Below are 21206 nucleotides of genomic sequence, written 5' to 3'. Positions count from 1 at the left end.
CGGGGGCCGCGGGCGCGGGCTTCCGGCACGGCGGAGTGTGCCGCCGTGCCCCGGCGGATGAGACGGAACCGCATGGCTCGGCACGGCGGAGTGTGCCGCCGTGCCCCGGCGGATGAGACGGAACCGCATGGCTCAGCCCTCCCTCAGGGTGGAGACAGCCCCGGCGGTCAACGCCTGCCAGAGCTCCTCGCCGCCGGCGAGGTTCTCCGCCGTGGCGGTGTTCCAGGCACCCCGCATCCCGATGTAAAAATCGGAGAGGTACTGCTGGCTGTCGCCGCCCTGGGCGTGGGTGGTGTCGGCCCGGTACTCGCCCAGGTCCAGCCCGGCCAGCACGGGGCAGTCCGTCCACTTGTACACCATGTTCCACCAGTCGTCGTCACTGTCCGGGGCGGGCAGGCTGCCGTCCAGATACCGCAGGGTTCCGGTGTTGTCCTCGAACCCGGCGGGGTCGTAGAGGAGAAAAATGGAGCTCAGGCCGCCCTGCACGTCAGTGGCCAGCTTGGTGGTGCCCGCCATGGTCAGGTAGGCGGCGCTCTCGGTCTGGGGATCCTCGTCGCTGTAGTCCAGCGTGTAGACGTTCAGCGTCACCAGAACCTTGCCGTCGCCGTTGCGGTCCTCGCCGTACCGGGCAAGAGCCGTCTGCAGGGCCGTCACGGTGTCGTCGGGCAGGTAGTAGGGGGCCACCACGGCGATGTTGTAATCGGGCTTGGGCACAAAGAAATACTGCCCGATAAAGTTGTAAGCCACAAAGGCCACGGCAATGCCGATGAGGATGACCCACTTGAGGTTATAATCCCACCAGTTGGCCCACTTTTCTTTCCGGGTGTACTGCCGCTCTTTGCGGGGGGCAAGGTCCTTGGGGTCGATGTCGCGCTCGTAACGATAGCTTGCCATGGAAGCTCCTTATAATTCGGCCAGAATGGTCTGACGGACGGCGTCGGGAAGCTGTTTCTGCTCGGCGCGGCTCATGCCCGCGGTCTGGATGGGGGGCAGCACCTTGATGCGTACCGTGCCCGGGTGGCAGAGGTTGCCGTTGCTCTCAAACAGGGCCCGTGCCCCGGTGATGGCTACCGGCACCACGGGAGCGCCTGTCTTGACCGCGATGCGGAACGCGCCCTGCTTGAACTCGCCGGCGCCGCCCTCTTCGCCCTTGTAGCGGGTGCCCTCGGGGAAGATGACAAAGCTCCTGCCGCTCTCCACGATGGCGGTGGCGTCGTTCAGGGCCCGGACGGAGGCGCGCACGTCGTCCCGCTGGACGAACACGCAGCCCAACAGCTTCATCCAGCGGTTGAGCAGGGGGATCTTCCCCAGCTCCTCCTTGGCCAGGATGCCGTGGGGCCGGTCCAGCCCGGCCAGCAGCAGGGGGATATCATAGTAGCTGCGGTGGTTGCCCACAAACACACAGGCAGTGTCTTTGGGGATGTTGTCCAGCCCCTCCACCAGAAGCTGGACCCCTGTGATGCGCAGAATCTGCCGGCTCCAGTGGGGGATGTGCTCGTTGACGATCTGCTCCACCGTGTCCATGTCGCCTGCGGCCAGCGCGCGCTCGCCCCGGCGGAGGATATTGTAGTGAACGATCATGTATCCAAAAAGATAGAGGAACATTGCAATGGTGCGGAAAATGCTCATGAGAGATGCTCCTTTCAATGGGAATGGGCGATAAAAATCCCAGTTTATTGTAACACACTTTTCCGTAAAAAGGGAGAGAAAATACTTTTTTTACAAATCCTAGCCTTTGCAGCTTGCAAAATCCACAAAATCCGGGTATAGTTATAACTACAAAGGTAGCACAATGGCGCTTCCAGAGAGAAACGCCGGTGCCTGCCAGACGCTGCCCGCCGGGCAGCAGGAAAGGAACCGGAACGACACATGAGTTTATTCCCCTCTGCAAATGATTTCAAAGCGGGGCCGGGCGTGGAGAAAGACGCCCCCCGCAAGACCGGCGTAGGCCGTTTCTTCGAGCTGGTGGGCCGCGATATGAGCAGCATGTTCCTTGCAAACCTGCTCACCTGCCTGGGCTTTCTCCCGGTCATCTGCCTGGTCTACATCGGCTTTCTGATGAACAGCCTCCCCGTGATGCTGGTCAGTGCCGCTGCGGGCGGCATTCTGGCGGGCCCGGCGCTGGCCGGCATGTACGATACCGTTCTCCGTGCCCTGCGTGATGAGGCCGGTTACTGGTGGACGACCTACCGCAAGGCATTCAAGCGCAATTTCAAGGCCAGCATCCTGCCGGGCGTGCTTTACTGCGTGGTGGTCACGGTGCAGATCTTCTTTGTGTATTTCTGCTTCAACATGCTCTACCACGGCACCAATGTGGGCGTGCCCATGTGGGTGGCAACGGTGCTCAACCTGCTGCTGCTCCACATGCTGTTCTCCTATATGTGGCCGCAGGTGGTGCTGCTGGATCAGCCGTTGTTCCAGACGCTGAAAAACAGCGTCAACTGCATGATCGCGTTCCTGCCCCACGCGCTGGCGGCGTCGGTAGTTACCATCCTGTTCTGGGGCCTTGTCATCCTCTGTATGCCGCTGGGCCTGCTGCTCATGCTGGTGTTCGGCTTCTGGTTCCAGGTGGAAGTCTGCTGCCAGATCGTGTATGGCGACCTGGACCGGGTGTTCCACATTGAGGAGAAGATCCAAAAGCTCCACGACGCCGAGCTTGAAGCAGAGCTGGCCGCCGAGCGGGGCGAAGACGAAGAGTGATTTCATCCACTGAAAATTTGCTGCGGCAGAAAGGGGAGCAGGAACCATGGAGCAGCGGAACAATCTGGTGCTGCAGGGCACCGAGACGTTCTCCCGCGGGCAGCTGGATAACGTGGCGCTGGAGAGCGGCAGCATCGTGCTGGACAGCGCGGCGGGCCGCTACCTGCAGTACGGCAGCTACACCACGCCGGAGTTTGCCATGCCCGCGTTCTGCAACCTGAACGTGAGCTGGAATGCCCACGCTCCCCACAACACCATGGTGGAGGTGCGCTGCCGCGTGTATGCAGGCAACGCCTGGACGGGCTGGATGAGCTTTGGCAAGTGGGCCCCGGATTACCCCCGGTGCAGCGTCAACGCCCAGAGCGAGGACGGCATGGTCTTCCTGATGGGGGACACGGTCACGGTGGCAACCCCCGGCGGCGGCACCGGCGTGCAATTGCAGGTCAACCTCTCCTCCAACGACGATAAGGTCACCCCGGCCCTCCGGCTGCTGGCCGCTGCCGTGCGGCCCGTGACCTGGGAAAAACAGAAGGGCCACCCCATCAACCGGCGGCTCTACCTGCCGGAATACTGCCTCAGCGCCCACGACCCCAGCTTTGGCCGGGAGATGGACCTGCCGCTGGTGATGGCCGCCTCATGAACCGCTTTGGCGAGGACATCCTCCCCGAGGAAGTGGCCTATGTGATGGAGGATAAGGCCACCAGCAGCACCGGCAACGGCGCGTTCGCCGCGGCCGCGGCAGGCTGCTGCGGCTACCCCTGCTGGCAGGCCTGGATGGATTTGAAAGACCTCCGGGCCCAGATCCACGACGGCTGTTCGGTAGCCGTCCGGGTGGAGCGCCGGGTGCGGGGCCAGCGGGACTCCGTCGGGGTCTGGATGGGCCTGCGGGGCTTCGGGCACGATGACGCCGTGCTGGCGGATTTCGTCCTCCTCAATGACCCCACGGCGGACACGGATGGAGCCGTGAACTGCACCATGGCCGTTACCGATTTCCTGCGCTACTTCACGGGCCGGGCCATCGCCCTGCGGGGCAAGCCCCGGGACATGGAAGCCGACCGCCCCCGCCGCATCCTGTGCGAGCTGGAAAAGACGGGAGAGCCCGGCGTGTACACGTTCGTGCAGCGGGGCCAGAAAGACCTGCTGCCCGAGGAATTTTCCGGCTGGCTGGCGGCCAGCCGCCACGATGGGATAGCCCATGCCACCACCGCCCACCGGACGTTCAAACGGCTGGAAAAAACCGCTGAGGGCGGCATCCGCTTCAGCGCGGAGCAGCTGGCCGCGGGCGGGCGGTACAGCGTGTACGCGGTGGACCAGACCGGCAGTATGCGGGTGGCCGAAGTCCGGCTCCCGGTGCCGCCCCCGCCGCCTGAACCCGTTCTTCAAAGCACCGCGCAAGCCGCCGGGGCAGCTGCCCCGGTGGAGCCGAGCGCTTTTTGAGAAAAATCCAATTTTTCTATAGGAGGAATACATTATGGCAAAGACGATCATTACGATTGGCCGTGAGTACTGCACCGGCGGCAACTACATCGCGGAGGATGTGGCAAATGCACTGGGCGTCAAGCTCTACGATAAGGAGCTGATCACCATGGCAGCCAAGCATTCCGGCCTGTCCGAAGAGGCGGTGGCGGCCAGTGAAAAGCGCCACACCCACAGCCTGCTGTACAGCCTCTACACCATGGGCAACGATCTGCCTCTGGGCGATCAGGTCTTCATCCTGCAGAGCCGGATCATCAAGCAGCTGGCCGAGGAGGGCCCCTGCGTGATCCTGGGCCGCTGCGGCGACTATGTGCTGCGGGAGCGCAAGGACGTGCTGCGCGTCTTCCTCTATGCTCCGGTGGAGTGGCGGCGTGAGCTGGCCAAGACCGACCCCCTTGTCAAGGCGAAGGACGAGAAAGGCATCAAGGAAGAAATCGAGAAGACCGACCGCAACCGTGCTGCCTACTACAACTACTACACCCAGAACCGCTGGGGCGACGCGCACAACTACGACCTGGCCATCAACGCCGCGCTGGGCCGCGAGACCTGCGTGAAGATGATCCTGGACGCCGTGGCCGCCAAGGAAAAGACCATGGGCTGAGGCCCGGACACCGGGCAGTCCTGGACGTAAAAAACAATGATGGTTCGTGGGTGGGGCGCGCAAGCGCTCTGCCCACGTTTCCGGTAGAGAAACAAGCATCCCAAATGTCAAAAGGAGTCAACGTGGAAGAAAATCAACAAGCAACGGCCCGTGAGAACATCATGGGCACCATGAACATCAATCCGCTGCTGGTCAAGCTCAGTGTGCCCATGATGGTGTCCATGCTGGTGCAGGCGCTGTACAACGTGGTGGACTCGATCTTCGTGTCCCACGTCAGCGAGAGCGCCCTGACCGCTGTTTCGCTGGCGTTCTCGCTGCAGAACGTCATGATCGCCGTGGGCGTGGGCACGGGCGTGGGCGTCAACGCCCTGCTCTCCAAAAGCCTGGGTGAAAAGAATCAGGGGCGGGCCAACACGACCGCCGAGAACGGCATTTTTCTGGCCCTGTGCAGCTATGTGATCTTTTTTGTCATCGGCCTTACCTGCATGAAACCCTATTTCTACGCCCAGACCAGTGACCCGGACATTGCCCTGCAGGCATCCGGTATCTGCGGGTGTGCAGTGTGTTCAGCCTTGGCCTGTTTTTGCAGACCATGGGCGAGAAGCTGCTGGCCGCCACCGGCCGCACCAACCTCAGCATGACCAGCCAGCTCATCGGCGCGGTGGTCAACATCGTGCTGGACCCCATCTTCATCTTTGGTTCCTGCGGCGAGGCGTTGTCCGGCACCACGGGGGCCGCGGTGGCTACCGTCATCGGCCAGTTCTGCGGCGCGGGCGCGGCCATCTTCTTCAACCTGAAGAAAAACCCGGACATCCAGATCAGCTTCCGGGGCTTCCGCCCCAGCGGCGAGGCCATCCGGCGGATCTACGTCGTGGGCCTGCCCAGCATTGCCATGCAGTGCGTGGGCAGCGTGATGACGTTCTTCATGAACCGGATCCTCATGGCGTTCTCGGCCACGGCGGTGGCGGTGTTCGGCGTCTATTTCAAGCTGCAGAGCTTCGTGTTCATGCCCATCTTTGGCCTGAACAACGGTATGGTGCCCATCATCAGCTACAACTATGGTGCCCGGGACCCGCGGCGCGTCAAAAAGACCATCAAGCTGGCCATCACCTACGCCGAGTGCATCATGCTCATCGGCTTCTGTGTGTTCCAGTTTGCACCCGGCCTGCTGCTGAACCTCTTTGCCGCCAGTGACGCCATGCGGGCCATCGGCATCCCGGCACTGCGGATCATCTGCCCCCACTTCCTGCTGGCAGGCATCGGCATCGTGCTGAGCTCGGTGTTCCAGGCGTTGGGCAACGGCGTGTACAGCCTCATCCTCTCGGTCTGCCGCCAGCTGGTGGTGCTGATCCCGGTGGCGTGGCTGCTGAGCCGGACCGGCAACGTGAATATGGTCTGGTGGGCGTTCCTCATTGCGGAAGTGGTCAGCGTGACGCTGAGCCTCGTGTTCATGGCACGCATCAACAAAAACATCATTGCACCCATGCAAAACGCGTAACAGAAGCAAAATAAGTCCCCTGCGGACGAAAGGATCGTGAATGATATGGGAAAAAAGCTGAAATGGAACCTGATCGTGATGAGCGTGCTCTACCTGGCTTTGGGCATTTTCCTGCTGATGGTGCCCGGTACGGCCCTCAACGTGGTCTGCTACGCGCTGGGCGGCGTGGTGCTGCTGGGCGCCGTGATCCAGCTGGTGCGCTATTTTCTGGTGGAGCGCGGCATTTTCCAGAGTCAGCTCACCCTGATCTCTGGTCTGGTCTGTCTGGCGCTGGGCGGCTTCCTCATCTTGCGCAGCGACATCGTGGTCCGCATCCTGCCCATCGTGTTCGGCCTGTTCGTCATCTTCGACAGCCTGGGCCGGGTGCAGAGCGCGCTGGAGCTCCGCCGCTGCGGCTACGGCAGCTGGAAAGGCTTCCTCCTGCTGGCGCTGCTGAGCGTGGTGCTGGGCGTTGTGATGATCGTGGACCCCTTTGGGGCCATGGAAACGCTGGTGATGGCCATTGGCGTTATCCTCATCATTGAGGGCGCCCTCAACCTGCTGAGTGCCCTGTACACCATGCTGGCGGTGCGGCGGTTCGTCAAGCTGCACCCGGAGGCGCAGTCGGTGCTGGAGGCCGTTACCGGCAAGGATCTGAACGGCGACGGCGTCATTGCCCCGGATGTGGCCCGTGCCGATGCCGAAGCCACGGCCGTGGAGCTCGACCATGTGGACGAGAGTGCCGAGGTGGAGCAGGAGAACGACAACGAACAAATCAACGAATAAAAGGATAAAAAGAAAATGGAAAAGTACGATCTGATCATTGTGGGTGCCGGCCCGGCCGGTATTTTTACCGCTGTGGAGCTGCTGCGCCACGGCAGCAAAAAGCACATCCTGCTGGTGGAAAAAGGCAAGCCGGTGGAAAAACGCCACTGCCCCAAGGCAGAGCTGGGCCACTGCGTCAACTGCCGCCCCACCTGTGCCATCACCACCGGCTTCTCGGGTGCCGGCGCGTTCTCGGACGGCAAACTAAGCCTCTCCTATGAGGTCGGCGGCGACCTGCCCACCCTCATCGGCGAGGAGTTCGCCCAGGAGCTGATCGATTATACCGATAAGATCTATCTGGAGTTTGGCGCGGACCCCCATGTGGAGGGCATCTACACCGGCGAGGAGATCAAGGAGATCCGCAAGAATGCCATCCATGCAGGCCTCAAGCTGGTGGACTGCCCCATCCGCCATCTGGGCACCGAGAAAGCCCAGCAGCTCTACCTGGCCATCCAGAACCATCTGGCCGACAGCGGCGTGGAAATGCGCTTCTCCACCGAGTGCGAGAACATCATCCTCGAAGACGAGGTCTGCAAGGGCGTCCTCATCAAGGGACCCCGTGATGCGGAAGCCTATCCGGTTTACGCGGATACCGTCGTCATCGGCACGGGCCGCCGTGGCGCTGACTGGCTGGAGAAGATCTGCGCCGAGCACCACATTGCCCACAAGCCCGGCACCGTGGACATCGGTGTCCGTGTGGAGTGCCGCAACGAAGTCATGGAGAAAGTGAACAAGGTGCTGTATGAGTCCAAGCTCATCGGCTACCCCAAGCCCTGGAAGAACAAGGTCCGCACGTTCTGCCAGAACCCCGGCGGCTTTGTGGCACAGGAAAACTATGATAACGACCTGGCTGTCGTCAACGGCCACAGCTTCAAGGAGAAGAAGAGCCCCAACACCAACCTGGCCATCCTCGTCTCCCACAATTTCACCGAGCCGTTCAACCAGCCCATCGCCTACGCCCAGAAAGTGGGCGAGCTGACCAACATGCTGGGCGCGGGCCATATTATGGTCCAACGCTACGGTGATATCCTGGACGGCAAGCGCACCTGGCAGAAAGAGCTGGCACAATCCAACGTCAAGCCTACCCTGAAAGACGCTGTGGCCGGTGATATCACCGCCGCCATGCCCTACCGCGCCATGACCAACATCATTGAGTTCATCAAGATGCTGGATATGGTGGTGCCCGGCTTTGCCGCCAACGAGACCCTGCTCTACAGCCCGGAGCTGAAGTTCTACTCCAACAAGGTCAAGATGGACGAGAACCTGGACACCAACATTCAGGGCCTGCACTGCCTGGGCGACTCCTCCGGCTGGACCCGCGGCCTGATGATGGCCTCCGTTATGGGCGTGCTCATGGGCCGGAAGCTGGCCGAAAAAGAGGGCTGCTGAAAAACAGCGCCCGCTGGATCGCGTAAAAGATTCACTCCCCCTGTACAAGGGGGAGTTTTTCGTTGAAAAATTTGGAGGAATAAAATATACAAATTGCTGAATTTGTGGAAATGTGACACAAAAAACTGATTTTTAGCACAGAAACTGCTAAACTTGACGCAATGATCCGTGTGTAACAAGCACACACCAGGAGGTATTGCGATATGGGCGAAACCCCAATGAGCGCTTTGACCCTGCTGTGTTCCGGCATCCAGCTTTACAGCGCAGAACAGCGCATTGCGGACTGCATCCTTGCAGATGTAAAGTGGGCGGCATCGGCGACCTCAGCAGAGCTGGCGCGGCAGAGCCAGGCCTCGGAAGCACGGTGACCCGGCTGTGCCACAAACTCGGCTTTGAGAGTTACCGCAAGTTCCAGCTGGCACTTGCGCGGGATGTGATGGAGCAGCAGGAGGCGGAAAAAAGCCACGCGGCGGCTCAGCCGGACCGGATGCGGAGCATCCTGCAAAAATTTCTCGTCAACAAACAGGAAGAAGTACGGGCCACGGTGCAGGCGCTGGATGCGGACCAGCTGCGGGCAGCGCTGGCCTGCCTGAACGCGGCCCATGTGGTGGAAGTGGCCGCTGCCAGCCATAACCTGAGCATCGCGCTGGAAGCCTCGGTCAAGTTTGGCAGCCTGGGCAAGCGGTGCGTGGCCAGTGCCATCCCGGAAAAGACCCGTGCCTTTGCGGCGACTTTGACAAAGAACGACCTGCTGCTGGTCATCTCCGGCACCGGGCGGAACCCTGCGCTGGAAGAGGTGGCCCGGCTGGCCCGGGAAAACGGGGCAGCCATCCTCCTCATCACAAGCGACCGGCACTCGCCGCTGGCCCAGCAGGCGGATCATGTCCTGCTGGCTTCCAACCGGGAGCAGCGCCTCATTGAGGGCGACCATGCTCCCTCCCAGCTCTCGGTCCTGCTGGTCATCGAGGTGCTGTACTACCTGATGCTGCTGGGCGAGTAAAACCAGTTCCGAAACAAAAAAATGCCTCTGACGGTGGATGTCAGAGGCATTTTTTGTATAGAGGAACCTAAAAATTACTTTGCGTTAAAAACATACTGATCCATCCGGCGGAAGGCTTCCTCGATGCGGGAGCGGGGAGAACACAGGTTTAGCCCTCGATGAGCTCCACGGTCTTCATCTTGACCGGGGTGGTGGGCTTATCGTTCCAGTCGGTGCGGACAGCGGCGATCTGATCCACAACATCCATGCCGGCCACCACCTTGCCAAAGGCGGCATACTGGCCGTCCAGGTGGGGTGCGTCCTGGTGCATGATAAAGAACTGGCTGCCGGCGCTGTTGGGGCTCATGCTGCGGGCCATGCTGATGACGCCGCGGGTGTGCTTGATGGGGTTGTTGACGCCGTTGGCAGCAAACTCACCCTTGATGTTCCAGCCCGGGCCGCCGGTGCCGTTGCCCAGCGGGCAGCCGCCCTGGATCATAAAGCCGGGGATGACGCGGTGGAACGTTAGACCGTTGTAAAAGCCCTCGCTGACCAGCTTCTTGAAATTCTCACAGGTGATGGGAGCGGCTTCCTCGTTCAGCTCAATGTCGATGATGCCGCCGTCTTCCATAGTAATGCGAACCATAGTTGTACAATACTCCTTTATTTCGGCCCTTTGCAAAGCATTTGCGGCAGAAGACCTGCCAAGTGACAGGGATAGTATATCATAGGTTGGCGGTTTTCTCAAGCCATCGGCCGATGACTGAATTGTAAATAAAAATCAATGGGTCAGCAGCCCTGCATCTCCGGCATATCCTGCCAGAAGCGCTTGGGGCAGTGGGACATCCGGCAGGTTTCATTGTGGCGGGCCTTGATCTCCAGCGTATCGTAAAACTGCTTCCACAGGGCCTGAAACTCCTGCTCCCGGGCGCTGGGCGGGGGCAGCTCCAGCGGGGCGGCCAGCTCGGTGAGGGTGGCTTTATGGTTTTGGTAGAGCAGCACCGCCTGATGCACGGCGTCATAGATCATGAAATTTTCTTCAGGGAACCGCCCGCAGAAATGCCCCCGCAGCAGGGGCAGGATGTAGTTCTTGGGGTGGATGACGGCCCCCAGCATCCCGTCGTATTCGGTAAAGCGGACAAAGCCCTGGAACTTGTCCACCTCCCAGTCCAGGCTCTTTTTCATCTCGTAGAGCGGGGCCACGTCCGGGTGACCCATCCGCTTGACAGTGCCCGGCCCCAGCGCGAAAGCCAGATGCAGAAAGCGCAGGAGCAGCAGCTCTTTGTCTTCCCGCCCGGAGAGGAAATCCCGGGTGACGAGGGATTCCGTTTCGGCCCCCAGTTTTTTGCCGAGCTGGCAAAAACGCGCTGGGCTCTGGCGTGGTCGGTAGCGATCTCCCGGATGGGGTAGAGGGTGGCCGTCTCCCGCTCCGGCGTCCAGATGGCAAACGGGATCTCGTGCTGGAGAAAGCTCTCGAACACGCAGCAGAGAAAGCCCTCAAAGCTGCCGTCGTACAGGTAAACAAGGTCGGCGTCGTGGAGCCTGCGGGGCGCAGGGGAGATGGCCGCCGGGGTCACAGCGCTCTGGCCAGACATTGCACCGCCTCCTCCCGGATCATCCGCTGGGCGGCGCGGGGCGGCACGCCCTGCTCCACCAGTTTGTCCACGGCAGGCGGGGAGAACATGCTCAGCTGCTCCACCCCGCCGCTGAATACATTGGGGTCGATGAGGGCCCGGGTGATCCGCTCCCGCCCGGCACTGCCCTGGCCCGGGTGGGCCCCGGAAAAGCCGTTGCAGGTGATGAAATACTGGGCCCGCTTGAGCACGACCCCCATCCGCTTGAGCTCGTCCAGCCCCAGAGAAGCCTGCTTGCGGGCGTGCCAGATGCGCCGGGCGCTCTTGGGGCCGATGCCCGGCACCCGGAGCAGCATTTCAAACGGGGCCCGGTTGACGTCCACGGGGAACAGCCCGTAGTGCTGCACGGCCCAGTTGCATTTGGGGTCCAGATAGGGGTTGAAGTTGGGGCTGTTTTGATCTAAAATCTCGTCGGCCTTGAACTGGTAGAACCGGAGCAGCCAGTCCGCCTGATAGAGCCGGTGCTCCCGCAGCAGCGGGGGCTTGGTGTCCAGCGCGGGCAGGCGTGTGTCCTCCGTCACCGGGATATAGGCGGAGTAGAACACGCGCTTTAAGTTGTACTTCTGGTATAACCCCTCGGTGAGCTGCAAAATGTGGTAGTCCGTTTCGGGGGAGGCCCCCACGATCATCTGGGTGCTTTGCCCGGTGGGGGCAAACCGAGGCGCTTTGCGGTAGAGAGCCACTTCCTCCCGGCTGGCTGCACCGGATACGGCAATCTGCTTCATGGGCCGGAAAATGGAGTGCCGCCCCTTGTCCGGGGCCAGCAGGGAAAGGCTCTTCTCGCTGGGCAGCTCAATGTTGACCGAAAGGCGGTCGGCCAGATAGCCCAGCTGTTCCAGCAGCTCGGGGCTGGTGCCCGGGATGGCTTTGGCATGGATGTAGCCCCCGAAGTGATACTCCCCCCGCAGCAGCCGCAGGACGGCGAGCATCCGCTCGGTGGTGTAGTCCGGGCTGACGAGGACGGCGCTGGAGAGAAACAGCCCCTCAATGTAGTTGCGGCGGTAAAACTCCATGGTCAGCTCGGCAAGCTCCCGGGGGGAGAACGTCGCCCGGGGCAGATCGTTGGACTTGCGGTTGACGCAGTAGCTGCAATCGAACGAGCAGCAGTTGGTCATCAGCACCTTTAAAAGGCTCACGCAGCGGCCATCCGCCGTAAAGGCGTGGCAGCAGCCCGGCGCGTAGCAGCTGCCGATGCTGCCGGCCCGCGCGGCGCGGGATGCCCCGCTGGAAGTGCAGGCTACATCGTATTTGGCGCTGTCGGCCAGGATCGTGAGTTTGTCCATCAGAGACTGTTCCATGGGGTGCCTCCCGGAAAAAGGTATAAAAAAGAAAGCCATACGCAGCTTCTGCAAATGGCTTTTGGATTTTTGGGGTCAAAAATTTTACCACTTCGCCTTGGTTTCCACCACGCGGCCCGCGATGTGCAGGCGGTTGAGGTCTTCGCCCTTGATGACCATTTCGTTGTAGGCCGGGTTGAACGGCTGCAGCACCACGCAGTTGCCCCGCTGGAGGTAACGCTTCAGGGTGCCCTCGCCCTCGTCGCCGTAGACCAGCACGCCCAGGTCGCCATTTTCCAGCGTGTCCTGCTTGTGCACCAGCGCCAGGTCGCCGTCCTGGATGCGGGGCTCCATGCTGTCACCGCGGACCACGAGATAGAAATAGTTGGAGGGGTCTTTCACCCGGGCATACTCCTGCCCGTAATCCTCCTCAAAGGCCAGGGCACCGTACCCGGCCTTGACGGTCCCGATGACCGGGATCAGGCTCTCGGCATAGTTGCCAAAGAACCGCTCCTCCGGCGTGTTGCTGCTGGCGACCGGGCGGTACAGCCCCAGCAGGAAATCCGCGTGGTGCTCAGGATCTCCGCAATGCGGGCGACCGTTGTGGGGTCCGGGGAGGACTTGCCGCTTTCCCACTTGCCGACGGCCTGCTGGGTGACCCCCAGCTTGGACGCCAGTTCCGCCTGGCTCATGCCCTGCTGCTTGCGGCATTGCTTCAAAAGCTCTGAAAACGACATGGTTGTGCACTCCTTTGTTCCGGTGGCATTTTACTTGTGGTTTTATTATACAACAAAAAGATGTTTGAGTAAAGAGAAAAGTTCCGCACACCCCAAAAAAAGGTTGTCAGCTGCGGGAAGTGGCGAAAAACTTTCAATTAACCCTTGACAGCCCGCCGGAAATCTGGTAAATTAAATAGGCATTCGGTACGGCGTGTGCGAGTGCCCACGAGGAGAGATGTCCGAGTGGTTTAAGGAAGCAGTCTTGAAAACTGCCGTACGGCAACGTACCGTGGGTTCGAATCCCACTCTCTCCGCCATTTTTTATTGAATAAGTGTAACACACTTTGCTCTGGAGTAGTACTCAAGAGGCCGAAGAGGCGCCCCTGCTAAGGGCGTAGGTCGTCTAAACAACGGCGCGAGGGTTCAAATCCCTCCTACTCCGCCAAGAAAAAGCTCGATGATCCATTGAGATCACCGGGCTTTTTCCATTTTTATCGGCTTTTTACAGCAGCAGGTTGGTCACGGCGGCCAGCAGGGCCAGGTGGACGGGATAAAACAGGTAGAAGCCCCACTTCTGCGCCTTGCTGCAGGCACCGCGCTGCCCGTTATAGAACCAGAGGAACACGAACGCCAGCGGCGCGGTGATCTCAAAGGCAAAGAGCACGGCCCCCACGAGGCACTGCCACTTGCGGTTTGTGCGGGTGAGATACAGCGCGCAGATGATAATGACGCCGATGCCGTCATAGTCTGTCTGGGCCAGATACGCCAGGAGGATACAGCCGCCTGCGCAGAGCAGCCCTTGCCAGGTCGCGGCACCCGCAGCCGTCTGAAAATGCCGGAGGGCGGCCATTGCCAGCACGCCCAGAGCCAGCGTCCAGTAGACATTCTGGTGGCCCCAGTAGAATGGGGAGTGGAAAAAGGCAAGGTCGAACGGCAGCTCGCTCACCAGCCCGAAGCCCAGAAGCTGCAAAAAGTAGCGTCTGACGTCGTGCGTGTGCAGAAAGCCCTCCACCAGCAGGAAACAGAAGATGGGGAATGCCAGCCGTCCGATGAGCCGCAGCACAAGATCCAGCGTGACAAGGGCGGAGGGGGCTGCTGCGTAATAGGAATAGCGGCTTTCGATGCAGGAAGCGCCGATGTGGTCCAGCAGCATGGTGCCGCAGGCGATGTACTTGAGTGTCGTGCCGCTGAACCCGAAGCGGGTGGAGGGGCGGATGGTCTCGGTCATAGAGGATCCCTCTTTTCAAAAGATATGAGCAGCTGTGGAAACAAAAATAAAAAATGTTTCTGTAGAGGATACGGCGCTCCGGCCAAAAATCCTGCAATTCTCGGGCAAAATGCACCGGAATGGCGCAAAAATCGCACCAAAATGCTTGACAAAGGCCGGGCGGGATAGTACACTCAAAAAGAAAATTGAACTCCAACAAGAGCAAGATGAAAAAGATTCACAGAAGATCGGGCGTCTCCGAACGAGTAACGGGAAGGAGGCATTGAGGTATGACGCTGTTTTCTTATGAGATTTTTGATGCTGTGGCCCGCCAGGGCAGCTTTAACAAGGCGGCACAGCAGCTGCACCTGACCCCCTCGGCCATCAGCCATGCCATCGCGGTGATGGAGGCAGAGCTGGGCTTTACCTTATTTAATCGCGGGAAGAACGGCGTGACCATGACCAGCTACGGTGCCTCGCTGTATCCGTCCATCCGGGCGGTGCTCAACAGCGACGAGGCGCTGCAGCAGAGCATTGCCCGCCTCAACGGCCTGGAAAAGGGCAAGGTGAAGCTGGGCGCGTTCAACTCCGTCTGCGCCGGGATGCTGCCGGGCATCCTCAAAGGCTTTATGGCCCAGTACCCGCAGATCGAAGTGGAAGTATATCAGGGTACTTACGATGATGTCAAGGAGTGGCTGCGCACGGGCCAGATCGACCTGGCGTTCCTCTCCTCCACCTGCCGGGAGGAATTTACCCTCACCGAGCTGTTCAAGGAGCCGCTGCTCTGCATCACTCCGGCCGACTGGCCGGAGCCGCCAAACGGCGTGATGACCCCCGCCCTGATGGATGGCCAGAATTTCGTGGTGCAGTGGGACGCCACCGACGCCGAGATGCGCCAGTTCCTCAAAAAGTACGGCCTGAGCACCGAGCGCCGCTGCCATGTCATTGATGACCAGTCCAACATCGCCATGGTGGAGGCGGGCCTGGGCATCTCCATCATGCCCCGGCTGCTGCTGCGCCAGTGCACCGCCAACATCAAAATTTACCCCATCGACCCGGAGGAAGACCGTGTGGTCGGCCTGGCCGTCCAGCGGCCCACCGCCATGGCCCCCGCCGTGGAGCAGATGTTCCACCACATCGTGGACTACTGCAAGCAGATGGAGCACTGAGAACAGAATACCACAAAACGGCCTGCATGGTAAAGTGCAGGTCTTTTTTTGCAAATTATCCATTGTGTCTTGTGATAAAATACGGTATACTATCGCCAGAAAACAAAGTATTCCACAGAGTTGGATCCGTCAGGAGGGAAAACAGACCCCATGAAACGACGTGATTTTTGTAAAGCGCTGGCCCTTTCGGCGGCGGCGCTGGCAGTGCCCAGGGCGGCGGCGGAAAACACGCAGGGCGCGGTGGGCCGGGCGGTGGCGGATGGCCGCTATTCCATGCGGTTCCGCAGTGAGCTGAGCCTGACCGACGTGCCCCATGACTACTATTATAGTGACAGCTTTTTTGCCCACTCCGCGTTGGAGTACGACCACAGCCTGGCGCTGGCCAGCCTGGGGCTGGTGGGGGCCGCCTTCAACACGGCAGCCAGCGACGCCCGGTACTGGGCCAACGGGGAGGTGGGCCGGGAGGCCAACCTTGCCGACGCCTTTGCGACGCTGGGCTTTGCCGACCCCGTGTTCTACCACTACGACATCGACGTGGGGCAGGCCGGGGACTTTGTGGGCCACAGCCTGGCCCGGAAGACCATCACCCTGAACGGCCAGCGCGCCACCATCGTGGCCGTCATCCTGCGGGGCGGCGGCTACGGCGGCGAGTGGGTCAGCAACCTGCACACCGGTGTGGGGGCGGGCCACGCGGGCTTCGTCATCCCGGTGGCGGAGGTGCTGGCCTCCCTCAAGAGCTATTTAGCCGCGGCCGCAAAGCAGGGCGCCACGGGCACCGTCAAGCTCTGGGTGAGCGGCTACAGCCGGGGCGCGGCCGTCGCCAACCTGCTGGCGGGGCGGATCAACAAAGACCTGCCCGAGATCGACCGCAAAAACGTCTTCGTCTACACGTTTGCCACGCCGGTGGCCCTGACCGCCGCCAGCTACCCGGACTATCAGCTGGACTACGACAACAACCACAACGCCGACGGTACCCTGAAAACCACCTGGGCCGCCAGCAACATCTATAACATCCTTTCCAGCGGCGACCTCGTCCCCCGGGTGCTGCCCGCCGAGTGGGGCTACCACCGGAACGGCAATGACCGCTTCCTGCCCTCCACCCAGAACGAGAAAGAGCTGGCCGACCTTGATGTCCGGGGCGCCAGCTTCAGCGAGGTGCCCCTGACCATCAGCGCACTGGCTACCAAGGAGGACACCGACGGCGTCATGGAGCGGCTGGAAACGTTCTTTGGCAGCAAGCAGCAGTTCCACGATAAGTACGAGGCCGTGCTGATGGACATGATCCAGTGCGCTTTCCTCCGCAACGAGGCCGAGTGCACCCAGGACTACATCCTGACCGACGAGGAAGTGGAGGCCCGCCTGCGGGGCCTGGGCAACATGCGGAACGTGGACGAGGCCAAGCTGGAAAAGAGCGTCCACAACGCCTCCGCCCTGAGCCGCCCCCTGCTGGAAAAGCTGGAGCAGAACGACGGCAACCTCACCCTGCGGGGCAAGACCTACCATGTGGAAGTGCCCCTGCGGGTGAAGCAGGCCGTCATCCCGGTGCTGGCCGTGGGCCTGTACTACGGCATCGACAGCGGCACGGTGGCCGCCATGGCCCGGTACATCTTTATGTTCATGTCCATGAAGCCCGACTCCGCCGATGTGGTGGTGCGGGCGGCGTTCTGCCACCACTGCGAGGACTACATCAGCCTGATGGAGTACTATCCGCCTGCCGACCACGGCATGGAGGCGTACACGAGGGCTTGACCAACACCCTCTTGGGATGACCGAGAGGGTGTTTTTGGATTCACAACCTCTCAGTCTCGCATCCGCTCGACAGCTCCCCTGAAAAGGGGAGCCATTGACAAAGAGGTGTCGTTTTGCTGAGATTGATTGAAGTTTGCTGGAAAACGTCACGGAATGCCAAAGCCTCCCCTACTAGGGGAGGTGGCATCGAGCGAAGCGAAGATGTCGGAGAGGTTGTACAGAGCAGCACCTGCGTTATTCCGCTCACTCTAAAGGCGTCCTTGGTCCAACCTCTCAGTCTCGCATCCGCTCGACAGCCGTTCCCCTTTCGGCACTTGCGTGCCACCCTCCCCGGCGGGAGTCTTTCCTAACAGGGGAGCCCTTGGCAAAGAGGTGTCGTTTTGCTGAGATTGATTAAAGTTCGATGGAAAACGTACCGGACTGCCAATGCCTCTCCTGTCAGGAGAGGTGTCATCAAGCGAAGCGATGATGACGGAGAGGTTCTTCATCAGAGAGGAGGTCTACGATGTACGAGGCACTGTTAAAGGCCACGCCTGAATATCAGAAGATCGCTGCCAGCCTGGCTGCACCGGGCCCGGCAGCCCTGTTTGGCCTGCCCCCGGCGGGCCGCGCCCTGCTGTACGCCGCCCTGCAAAAAGACCTGGGCCGGGTGCTCTGCATCGTGACCCCGGGCGAGGCCGAGGCCACCCACTTTGCGGAAGACCTCAAGGCCCTGGGCCTGACGGCAGCGGTCTTCCCGCCCCGGGATTTCATGCTCCGCCCCGTGGAGGGCGCGGGCCGCGAGTACGAGTACCGCCGTCTTTCTGTATTGGGCCAGCTGGCGGGCGGGCGGCTGAATGCCGTCTGTGTCCCCGCCGAGGCCCTGCTGCAATACACCGTCCCCCGGGACGAATTTTTAAAGAATACCCTCACCCTCAAGCCCGGCATGGTCTACAACCGGGAGGCGCTGGTGGAGCGGCTGTTTGCCGCCGGGTATGTCCGCCGCAGCCAGGTGGATGGCCCGGGCCAATTCAGCGTCCGGGGCGACATTGTGGACATCTACGCGCCGGACATGCGCCAACCCGCCCGTGTGGAGTACTGGGATGACGAGATCGACTCGCTGGCATCGTTCGACCTGCTCACCCAGCGCCGGGACGGCTCGCTGGAAAAGATCTATCTCTCCCCCGCCCGCGAGGTGCTGTTCGGCAACACGGTACAGACGGCGGAGGCCCTCCGCGACGCCTGGAAAAAGGCCCGCGGCAAACACCGGGCAGCGCTGGAAAAGGCCATGGAGGCAGATCTGGCCCAGCTGGATTCCGGCCTGATGCCCGAGGCCATGGACAAATACTACGGCCTGCGGTACGCTGTCCCCGCCACCCTGCTGGACCACCTCACCAGCCCCATCTTTGTGCTGGATGAGGTAGGCGGCATCCGGGATGCTCAGAAAGCCACCGAGTTCCGCCGGGGCGAAGAGCTCACCGGCCTGCTGGAAGAGGGCGTGCTCTGCCCCGGGCTGGATGTGCTCTACCAGACCATGGACGACCTGGCCATTGCCGCCCAGAAACAGAGCACCCTGCTGTGCGAGAACTTCCTGCGCGGCATGAACGAGTTCAAGCTGAAAGACCTCATCAACGCGGAGGCTTTCGCGGCCCCCAACTGGGGCGGCGACCTGGCCTCCCTGCGGGAAGATCTGGACCCGCTGGTGGAACAGGGCTATGCCATCGCTCTGTTTGCCGGCACGCCCAAGGGCGCAGCTGCCCTTACCCGGGACCTTGCCGACAAAGGCTATGCCGTCAGCATGAGCCGGGATGTCCGCCCCGCCAAAGGCTGGTGCAGATCCTGCCCGGCCACTTGACCGCCGGGTGCACTTTCCCCTTTGCACACGTCGCTGTCCTCTCCTCCCGCCGCCATGGGCTGGATGAAGCCAGCGAGGCCGCCAAGAAACGCAAAAAGAACAAAAACGCCCTGTCCAGCCTTTCGGACATCAAGCCCGGCGATTATGTGGTGCACCAGAGCCACGGCATCGGCATGTACGCAGGCATCCAGCGGCTGGAAGTGCAGGGTGCCACCAAAGATTACCTCAAAGTGCAGTATTCCGGCTCCGACGTGCTGTATGTGCCCGTCACCCAGCTGGACCTGCTTTCCCGCTACACCGCCCCTGGTGATGAAGAAAAGGTCAAGCTGGCCAAGCTGGGCGGTGCCGAGTGGCAGCGCACCCGCGCCAAGGTCAAAAAGGCCACCGAGGAGATGGCCCAGGAGCTCATTGAGCTCTACGCCCGCCGCCGACAGGCACAGGGCTACGCGTTCCCGCCGGACGGCGACTGGCAGAGCGATTTTGAGACCCGCTTTGAGTACGACGAGACCGACGACCAGCTCAACGCCACGGCGGAGATCAAAAAGGATATGGAAAAGACCTACCCCATGGACCGCCTGCTCTGCGGCGACGTGGGCGTGGGCAAAACGGAAGTGGCCCTGCGGGCCGCGTTCAAGTGCGTCATGGGCGGCAAGCAGTGCGCCATTCTGGCCCCCACCACCCTGCTGGCCTGGCAGCACTACAACACCATCCTCTCCCGGATGGAGGCGTTCCCGGTCAAAGTGGAGATGATGTCCCGCTTCCGCACCGCCAAGCAGCAGAAAGAGACCCTGCGGGGCCTGCAGGCTGGCAGTGTGGACATCGTGGTGGGCACCCACCGGCTCCTCTCCAAGGACGTCCGCTTCCACGACCTGGGCCTTGTCATCATTGATGAGGAGCAGCGGTTCGGCGTCAAACACAAGGAGAAGCTGAAAGAAAACTTCATCGGGGTGGATATGCTCACCCTTTCGGCCACACCGATCCCCCGCACCCTGAACATGGCCATGAGCGGCATCCGCGACCTCTCCACCATTGAGCAGCCGCCCTTTGAGCGCCAGCCCGTGGAGACGTTCGTCCTCGAGTACAATGATGTCATCCTGGCCGAGGCCATGAAGAAAGAGCTGGCCCGGGGCGGGCAGGTCTACTATCTGCACAACCGGGTGGACAACATTGAGTCCACCGCCGCCCATGTCAGCCAGATGGTGCCCGGCGCCCGGGTGGGCATCGCCCACGGCAAGATGACCGAGGACGAGCTCAACCCCGTCTGGCAGCACCTGCTCAACGGCGAGATCGACATCCTCGTCTGCACCACCCTCATTGAAACGGGCATCGACGTGCGCAACTGCAACACCCTCATCATTGAGGACGCCGACCGGATGGGCCTGGCCCAGCTGTACCAGATAAGAGGCCGCGTGGGCCGTTCCGGCCGCAAGGCCTACGCCTACTTCACGTTCCGCCGGGACAAGACCCTCTCGGACATTGCTCAGAAGCGGCTCTCCGCCATCCGGGAGTTCACGGCGTTCGGCTCCGGTTTCCGCATCGCCATGCGGGATCTGCAAATTCGCGGTGCGGGCAGCCTGCTGGGCCACAGCCAGCACGGCCACATGGAGGCCGTGGGCTATGACCTCTATGTCAAGATGCTCAACCAGGCCATCGCCCGGGCCAAGGGCGAACCGCTCCAGCGGGACAAGAGCGAGTGCCTGGTGGACCTGCGGGTGGACGCGTTCATCCCCGAAAAGTATATCGCGGATGGGCCGGGCCGCATCGAAGCCTACAAACGCATTGCCGCCATCCAGACCCCCGAGGACGCCGCCGATGTGCTGGACGAGCTCATCGACCGCTACGGCGACCCGCCTCCCTCGGTCAGCGATCTGGTCAATGTCTCCCTCGTCCGGGTGCAGGCCGCCGCCGTGGGCGTGTACGAGGTCACCCAGAAGAAAGACACCCTGCTGCTGCAGGTGGAGGAGCTGGACCTTGGCATGATCCGGGGCCTGCTCATCGCGTTCAACGGCCGGGTCACGGCAGGGGCCGGGGCCAAGCCCTACCTCTCTGTCACCCTCCAGCCCGACGAAAAGCCGCTGGAGCTGCTGCAAAGCATTCTCAAGGCCATGGGCGAGATTTTAAACGAGCCCAAGCCTGTGAAAAACCAAAAATAAATTTCAGGAGCAACCAA

At 61.4% G+C, this 21206-nt stretch carries 18 protein-coding genes, 2 tRNA genes and 2 pseudogenes; 15 read left to right on the top strand and 7 right to left on the bottom strand.

Translation table 11 applies throughout. The features are described 5' to 3' along the window. Nucleotides 1-132: 132 nt before the first annotated feature. Complete coding sequence (locus tag DXA70_RS10650; RefSeq protein WP_128118457.1) at nt 133-894, bottom strand: hypothetical protein; 762 nt, start codon at nt 892-894, stop codon at nt 133-135. A gap of 9 nt (nt 895-903) precedes the next feature. Beyond that, a complete protein-coding gene (locus DXA70_RS10645; RefSeq protein ID WP_128118456.1) occupies nt 904-1629 on the bottom strand; it encodes a lysophospholipid acyltransferase family protein in 726 nt (241 codons plus the stop codon). Nucleotides 1630-1869: 240 nt separating this feature from the next. On the opposite strand from DXA70_RS10645, the gene DXA70_RS10640 reads away from it, so the two are divergent. The 9 genes and pseudogenes from DXA70_RS10640 to DXA70_RS10610 all read left to right on the top strand — a co-directional run bounded on the left by DXA70_RS10640 (nt 1870) and on the right by DXA70_RS10610 (nt 9468). After that, nucleotides 1870-2700 carry a DUF624 domain-containing protein gene (locus DXA70_RS10640; RefSeq protein ID WP_128118455.1) on the top strand — a complete coding sequence of 277 codons (831 nt, stop codon included), beginning with the start codon at nt 1870-1872 and terminating at the stop codon, nt 2698-2700. A gap of 46 nt (nt 2701-2746) precedes the next feature. Next, nucleotides 2747-3340, top strand: coding sequence for a hypothetical protein (locus DXA70_RS14655; protein WP_243001325.1), 594 nt, complete (start codon nt 2747-2749; stop codon nt 3338-3340). Then, entirely contained in the window at nt 3337-4137 is an 801-nt protein-coding gene (locus tag DXA70_RS14650; RefSeq protein WP_243001324.1) for a hypothetical protein, read from the top strand. Before DXA70_RS14655 ends, DXA70_RS14650 begins: the two co-directional genes overlap by 4 nt. 34 nt (nt 4138-4171) lie before the next feature. Next, nucleotides 4172-4777, top strand: coding sequence for a cytidylate kinase-like family protein (locus DXA70_RS10630; protein ID WP_128118454.1), 606 nt, complete (start codon nt 4172-4174; stop codon nt 4775-4777). Nucleotides 4778-4881: 104 nt separating this feature from the next. After that, nucleotides 4882-6275, top strand: a pseudogene (locus DXA70_RS10625) (MATE family efflux transporter). 45 nt (nt 6276-6320) lie between these two features. Then, a complete protein-coding gene (locus DXA70_RS10620; RefSeq protein ID WP_128118458.1) occupies nt 6321-7040 on the top strand; it encodes a DUF308 domain-containing protein in 720 nt (239 codons plus the stop codon). 15 nt (nt 7041-7055) lie between these two features. Continuing rightward, entirely contained in the window at nt 7056-8468 is a 1413-nt protein-coding gene (locus tag DXA70_RS10615) for an FAD-dependent protein (protein WP_128118453.1), read from the top strand. Between the two features lie 203 nt (nt 8469-8671). Beyond that, nucleotides 8672-8836, top strand: coding sequence for a hypothetical protein (locus DXA70_RS14645; RefSeq protein ID WP_243001323.1), 165 nt, complete (start codon nt 8672-8674; stop codon nt 8834-8836). Further along, complete coding sequence (locus DXA70_RS10610) at nt 8833-9468, top strand: MurR/RpiR family transcriptional regulator (RefSeq protein WP_243001322.1); 636 nt, start codon at nt 8833-8835, stop codon at nt 9466-9468. The genes DXA70_RS14645 and DXA70_RS10610 overlap by 4 nt, the downstream gene beginning before the upstream one ends. 148 nt (nt 9469-9616) lie before the next feature. Here the strand turns inward: DXA70_RS10610 and DXA70_RS10605 are convergent, their stop codons facing one another. From DXA70_RS10605 to DXA70_RS15525, 4 genes and pseudogenes are all read right to left on the bottom strand, one after another. Further along, nucleotides 9617-10093 carry a peptidylprolyl isomerase gene (locus DXA70_RS10605; protein ID WP_022257827.1) on the bottom strand — a complete coding sequence of 159 codons (477 nt, stop codon included), beginning with the start codon at nt 10091-10093 and terminating at the stop codon, nt 9617-9619. 143 nt (nt 10094-10236) lie between these two features. Next, on the bottom strand, nt 10237-10788 hold the full coding sequence (locus tag DXA70_RS10600) for a TIGR03915 family putative DNA repair protein (protein WP_243001329.1): 552 nt from the start codon (nt 10786-10788) through the stop codon (nt 10237-10239). A 232-nt stretch (nt 10789-11020) separates the two neighbouring features. Continuing rightward, entirely contained in the window at nt 11021-12379 is a 1359-nt protein-coding gene (locus DXA70_RS10595) for a putative DNA modification/repair radical SAM protein (protein ID WP_128118452.1), read from the bottom strand. Between the two features lie 84 nt (nt 12380-12463). Beyond that, a pseudogene (locus DXA70_RS15525) lies at nt 12464-13095 on the bottom strand (XRE family transcriptional regulator). Between the two features lie 211 nt (nt 13096-13306). Between DXA70_RS15525 and DXA70_RS10585 the strand changes: the two are divergent. Together DXA70_RS10585 and DXA70_RS10580 are read left to right on the top strand one after the other, a co-directional pair. Continuing rightward, a tRNA-Ser gene (locus DXA70_RS10585) sits at nt 13307-13394 on the top strand. A gap of 34 nt (nt 13395-13428) precedes the next feature. Continuing rightward, a tRNA-Ser gene (locus DXA70_RS10580) sits at nt 13429-13522 on the top strand. A 57-nt stretch (nt 13523-13579) separates the two neighbouring features. On the opposite strand, the gene DXA70_RS10575 is transcribed toward DXA70_RS10580, so the two are convergent. Further along, nucleotides 13580-14305, bottom strand: coding sequence for a TraX family protein (locus DXA70_RS10575; RefSeq protein ID WP_128118451.1), 726 nt, complete (start codon nt 14303-14305; stop codon nt 13580-13582). Nucleotides 14306-14574: 269 nt separating this feature from the next. Here DXA70_RS10575 and DXA70_RS10570 point away from each other — a divergent pair, with 269 nt between their 5' ends. The 4 genes from DXA70_RS10570 (at nt 14575) to mfd (ending at nt 21189) form a co-directional block, all read left to right on the top strand. Next, entirely contained in the window at nt 14575-15453 is an 879-nt protein-coding gene (locus DXA70_RS10570; protein ID WP_128118450.1) for a LysR family transcriptional regulator, read from the top strand. A 150-nt stretch (nt 15454-15603) separates the two neighbouring features. After that, nucleotides 15604-17202, top strand: a complete 1599-nt coding sequence (locus DXA70_RS10565; protein WP_128118449.1) for a lipase family protein — start codon at nt 15604-15606, stop codon at nt 17200-17202. Nucleotides 17203-17707: 505 nt separating this feature from the next. After that, the gene (locus DXA70_RS14630) at nt 17708-19036 is read left to right on the top strand and encodes a hypothetical protein (protein ID WP_243001321.1); all 1329 of its coding nucleotides are present in this window, start codon (nt 17708-17710) and stop codon (nt 19034-19036) included. Further along, nucleotides 19012-21189: a transcription-repair coupling factor gene (gene mfd, locus DXA70_RS14625; protein ID WP_243001320.1), complete on the top strand. Its 2178-nt coding sequence runs from the start codon at nt 19012-19014 to the stop codon at nt 21187-21189. Before DXA70_RS14630 ends, mfd begins: the two co-directional genes overlap by 25 nt. The last annotated feature ends 17 nt before the right edge of the window (nt 21190-21206 follow it).

Source organism: Faecalibacterium sp. OF04-11AC (assembly GCF_003460645.1).
Classification (GTDB): domain Bacteria; phylum Bacillota; class Clostridia; order Oscillospirales; family Ruminococcaceae; genus Faecalibacterium; species Faecalibacterium prausnitzii_I.
This window is presented reverse-complemented; position numbering and strand designations above follow the sequence as displayed.

Coding starts and splice junctions, on each gene's coding strand:
- DXA70_RS10630 (WP_128118454.1), top strand. CDS start 4,172: ATGGCAAAGACGATCATTACGATTGGCCGTGAGTACTGCACCGGCGGC.
- DXA70_RS14655 (WP_243001325.1), top strand. CDS start 2,747: ATGGAGCAGCGGAACAATCTGGTGCTGCAGGGCACCGAGACGTTCTCC.
- DXA70_RS10570 (WP_128118450.1), top strand. CDS start 14,575: ATGACGCTGTTTTCTTATGAGATTTTTGATGCTGTGGCCCGCCAGGGC.
- DXA70_RS10605 (WP_022257827.1), bottom strand. CDS start 10,093: ATGGTTCGCATTACTATGGAAGACGGCGGCATCATCGACATTGAGCTG.
- DXA70_RS14650 (WP_243001324.1), top strand. CDS start 3,337: ATGAACCGCTTTGGCGAGGACATCCTCCCCGAGGAAGTGGCCTATGTG.
- DXA70_RS10640 (WP_128118455.1), top strand. CDS start 1,870: ATGAGTTTATTCCCCTCTGCAAATGATTTCAAAGCGGGGCCGGGCGTG.
- DXA70_RS10645 (WP_128118456.1), bottom strand. CDS start 1,629: ATGAGCATTTTCCGCACCATTGCAATGTTCCTCTATCTTTTTGGATAC.
- DXA70_RS10620 (WP_128118458.1), top strand. CDS start 6,321: ATGGGAAAAAAGCTGAAATGGAACCTGATCGTGATGAGCGTGCTCTAC.
- DXA70_RS10575 (WP_128118451.1), bottom strand. CDS start 14,305: ATGACCGAGACCATCCGCCCCTCCACCCGCTTCGGGTTCAGCGGCACG.
- DXA70_RS10595 (WP_128118452.1), bottom strand. CDS start 12,379: ATGGAACAGTCTCTGATGGACAAACTCACGATCCTGGCCGACAGCGCC.
- DXA70_RS14645 (WP_243001323.1), top strand. CDS start 8,672: ATGGGCGAAACCCCAATGAGCGCTTTGACCCTGCTGTGTTCCGGCATC.
- DXA70_RS14630 (WP_243001321.1), top strand. CDS start 17,708: ATGTACGAGGCACTGTTAAAGGCCACGCCTGAATATCAGAAGATCGCT.
- DXA70_RS10650 (WP_128118457.1), bottom strand. CDS start 894: ATGGCAAGCTATCGTTACGAGCGCGACATCGACCCCAAGGACCTTGCC.
- DXA70_RS10565 (WP_128118449.1), top strand. CDS start 15,604: ATGAAACGACGTGATTTTTGTAAAGCGCTGGCCCTTTCGGCGGCGGCG.
- DXA70_RS10615 (WP_128118453.1), top strand. CDS start 7,056: ATGGAAAAGTACGATCTGATCATTGTGGGTGCCGGCCCGGCCGGTATT.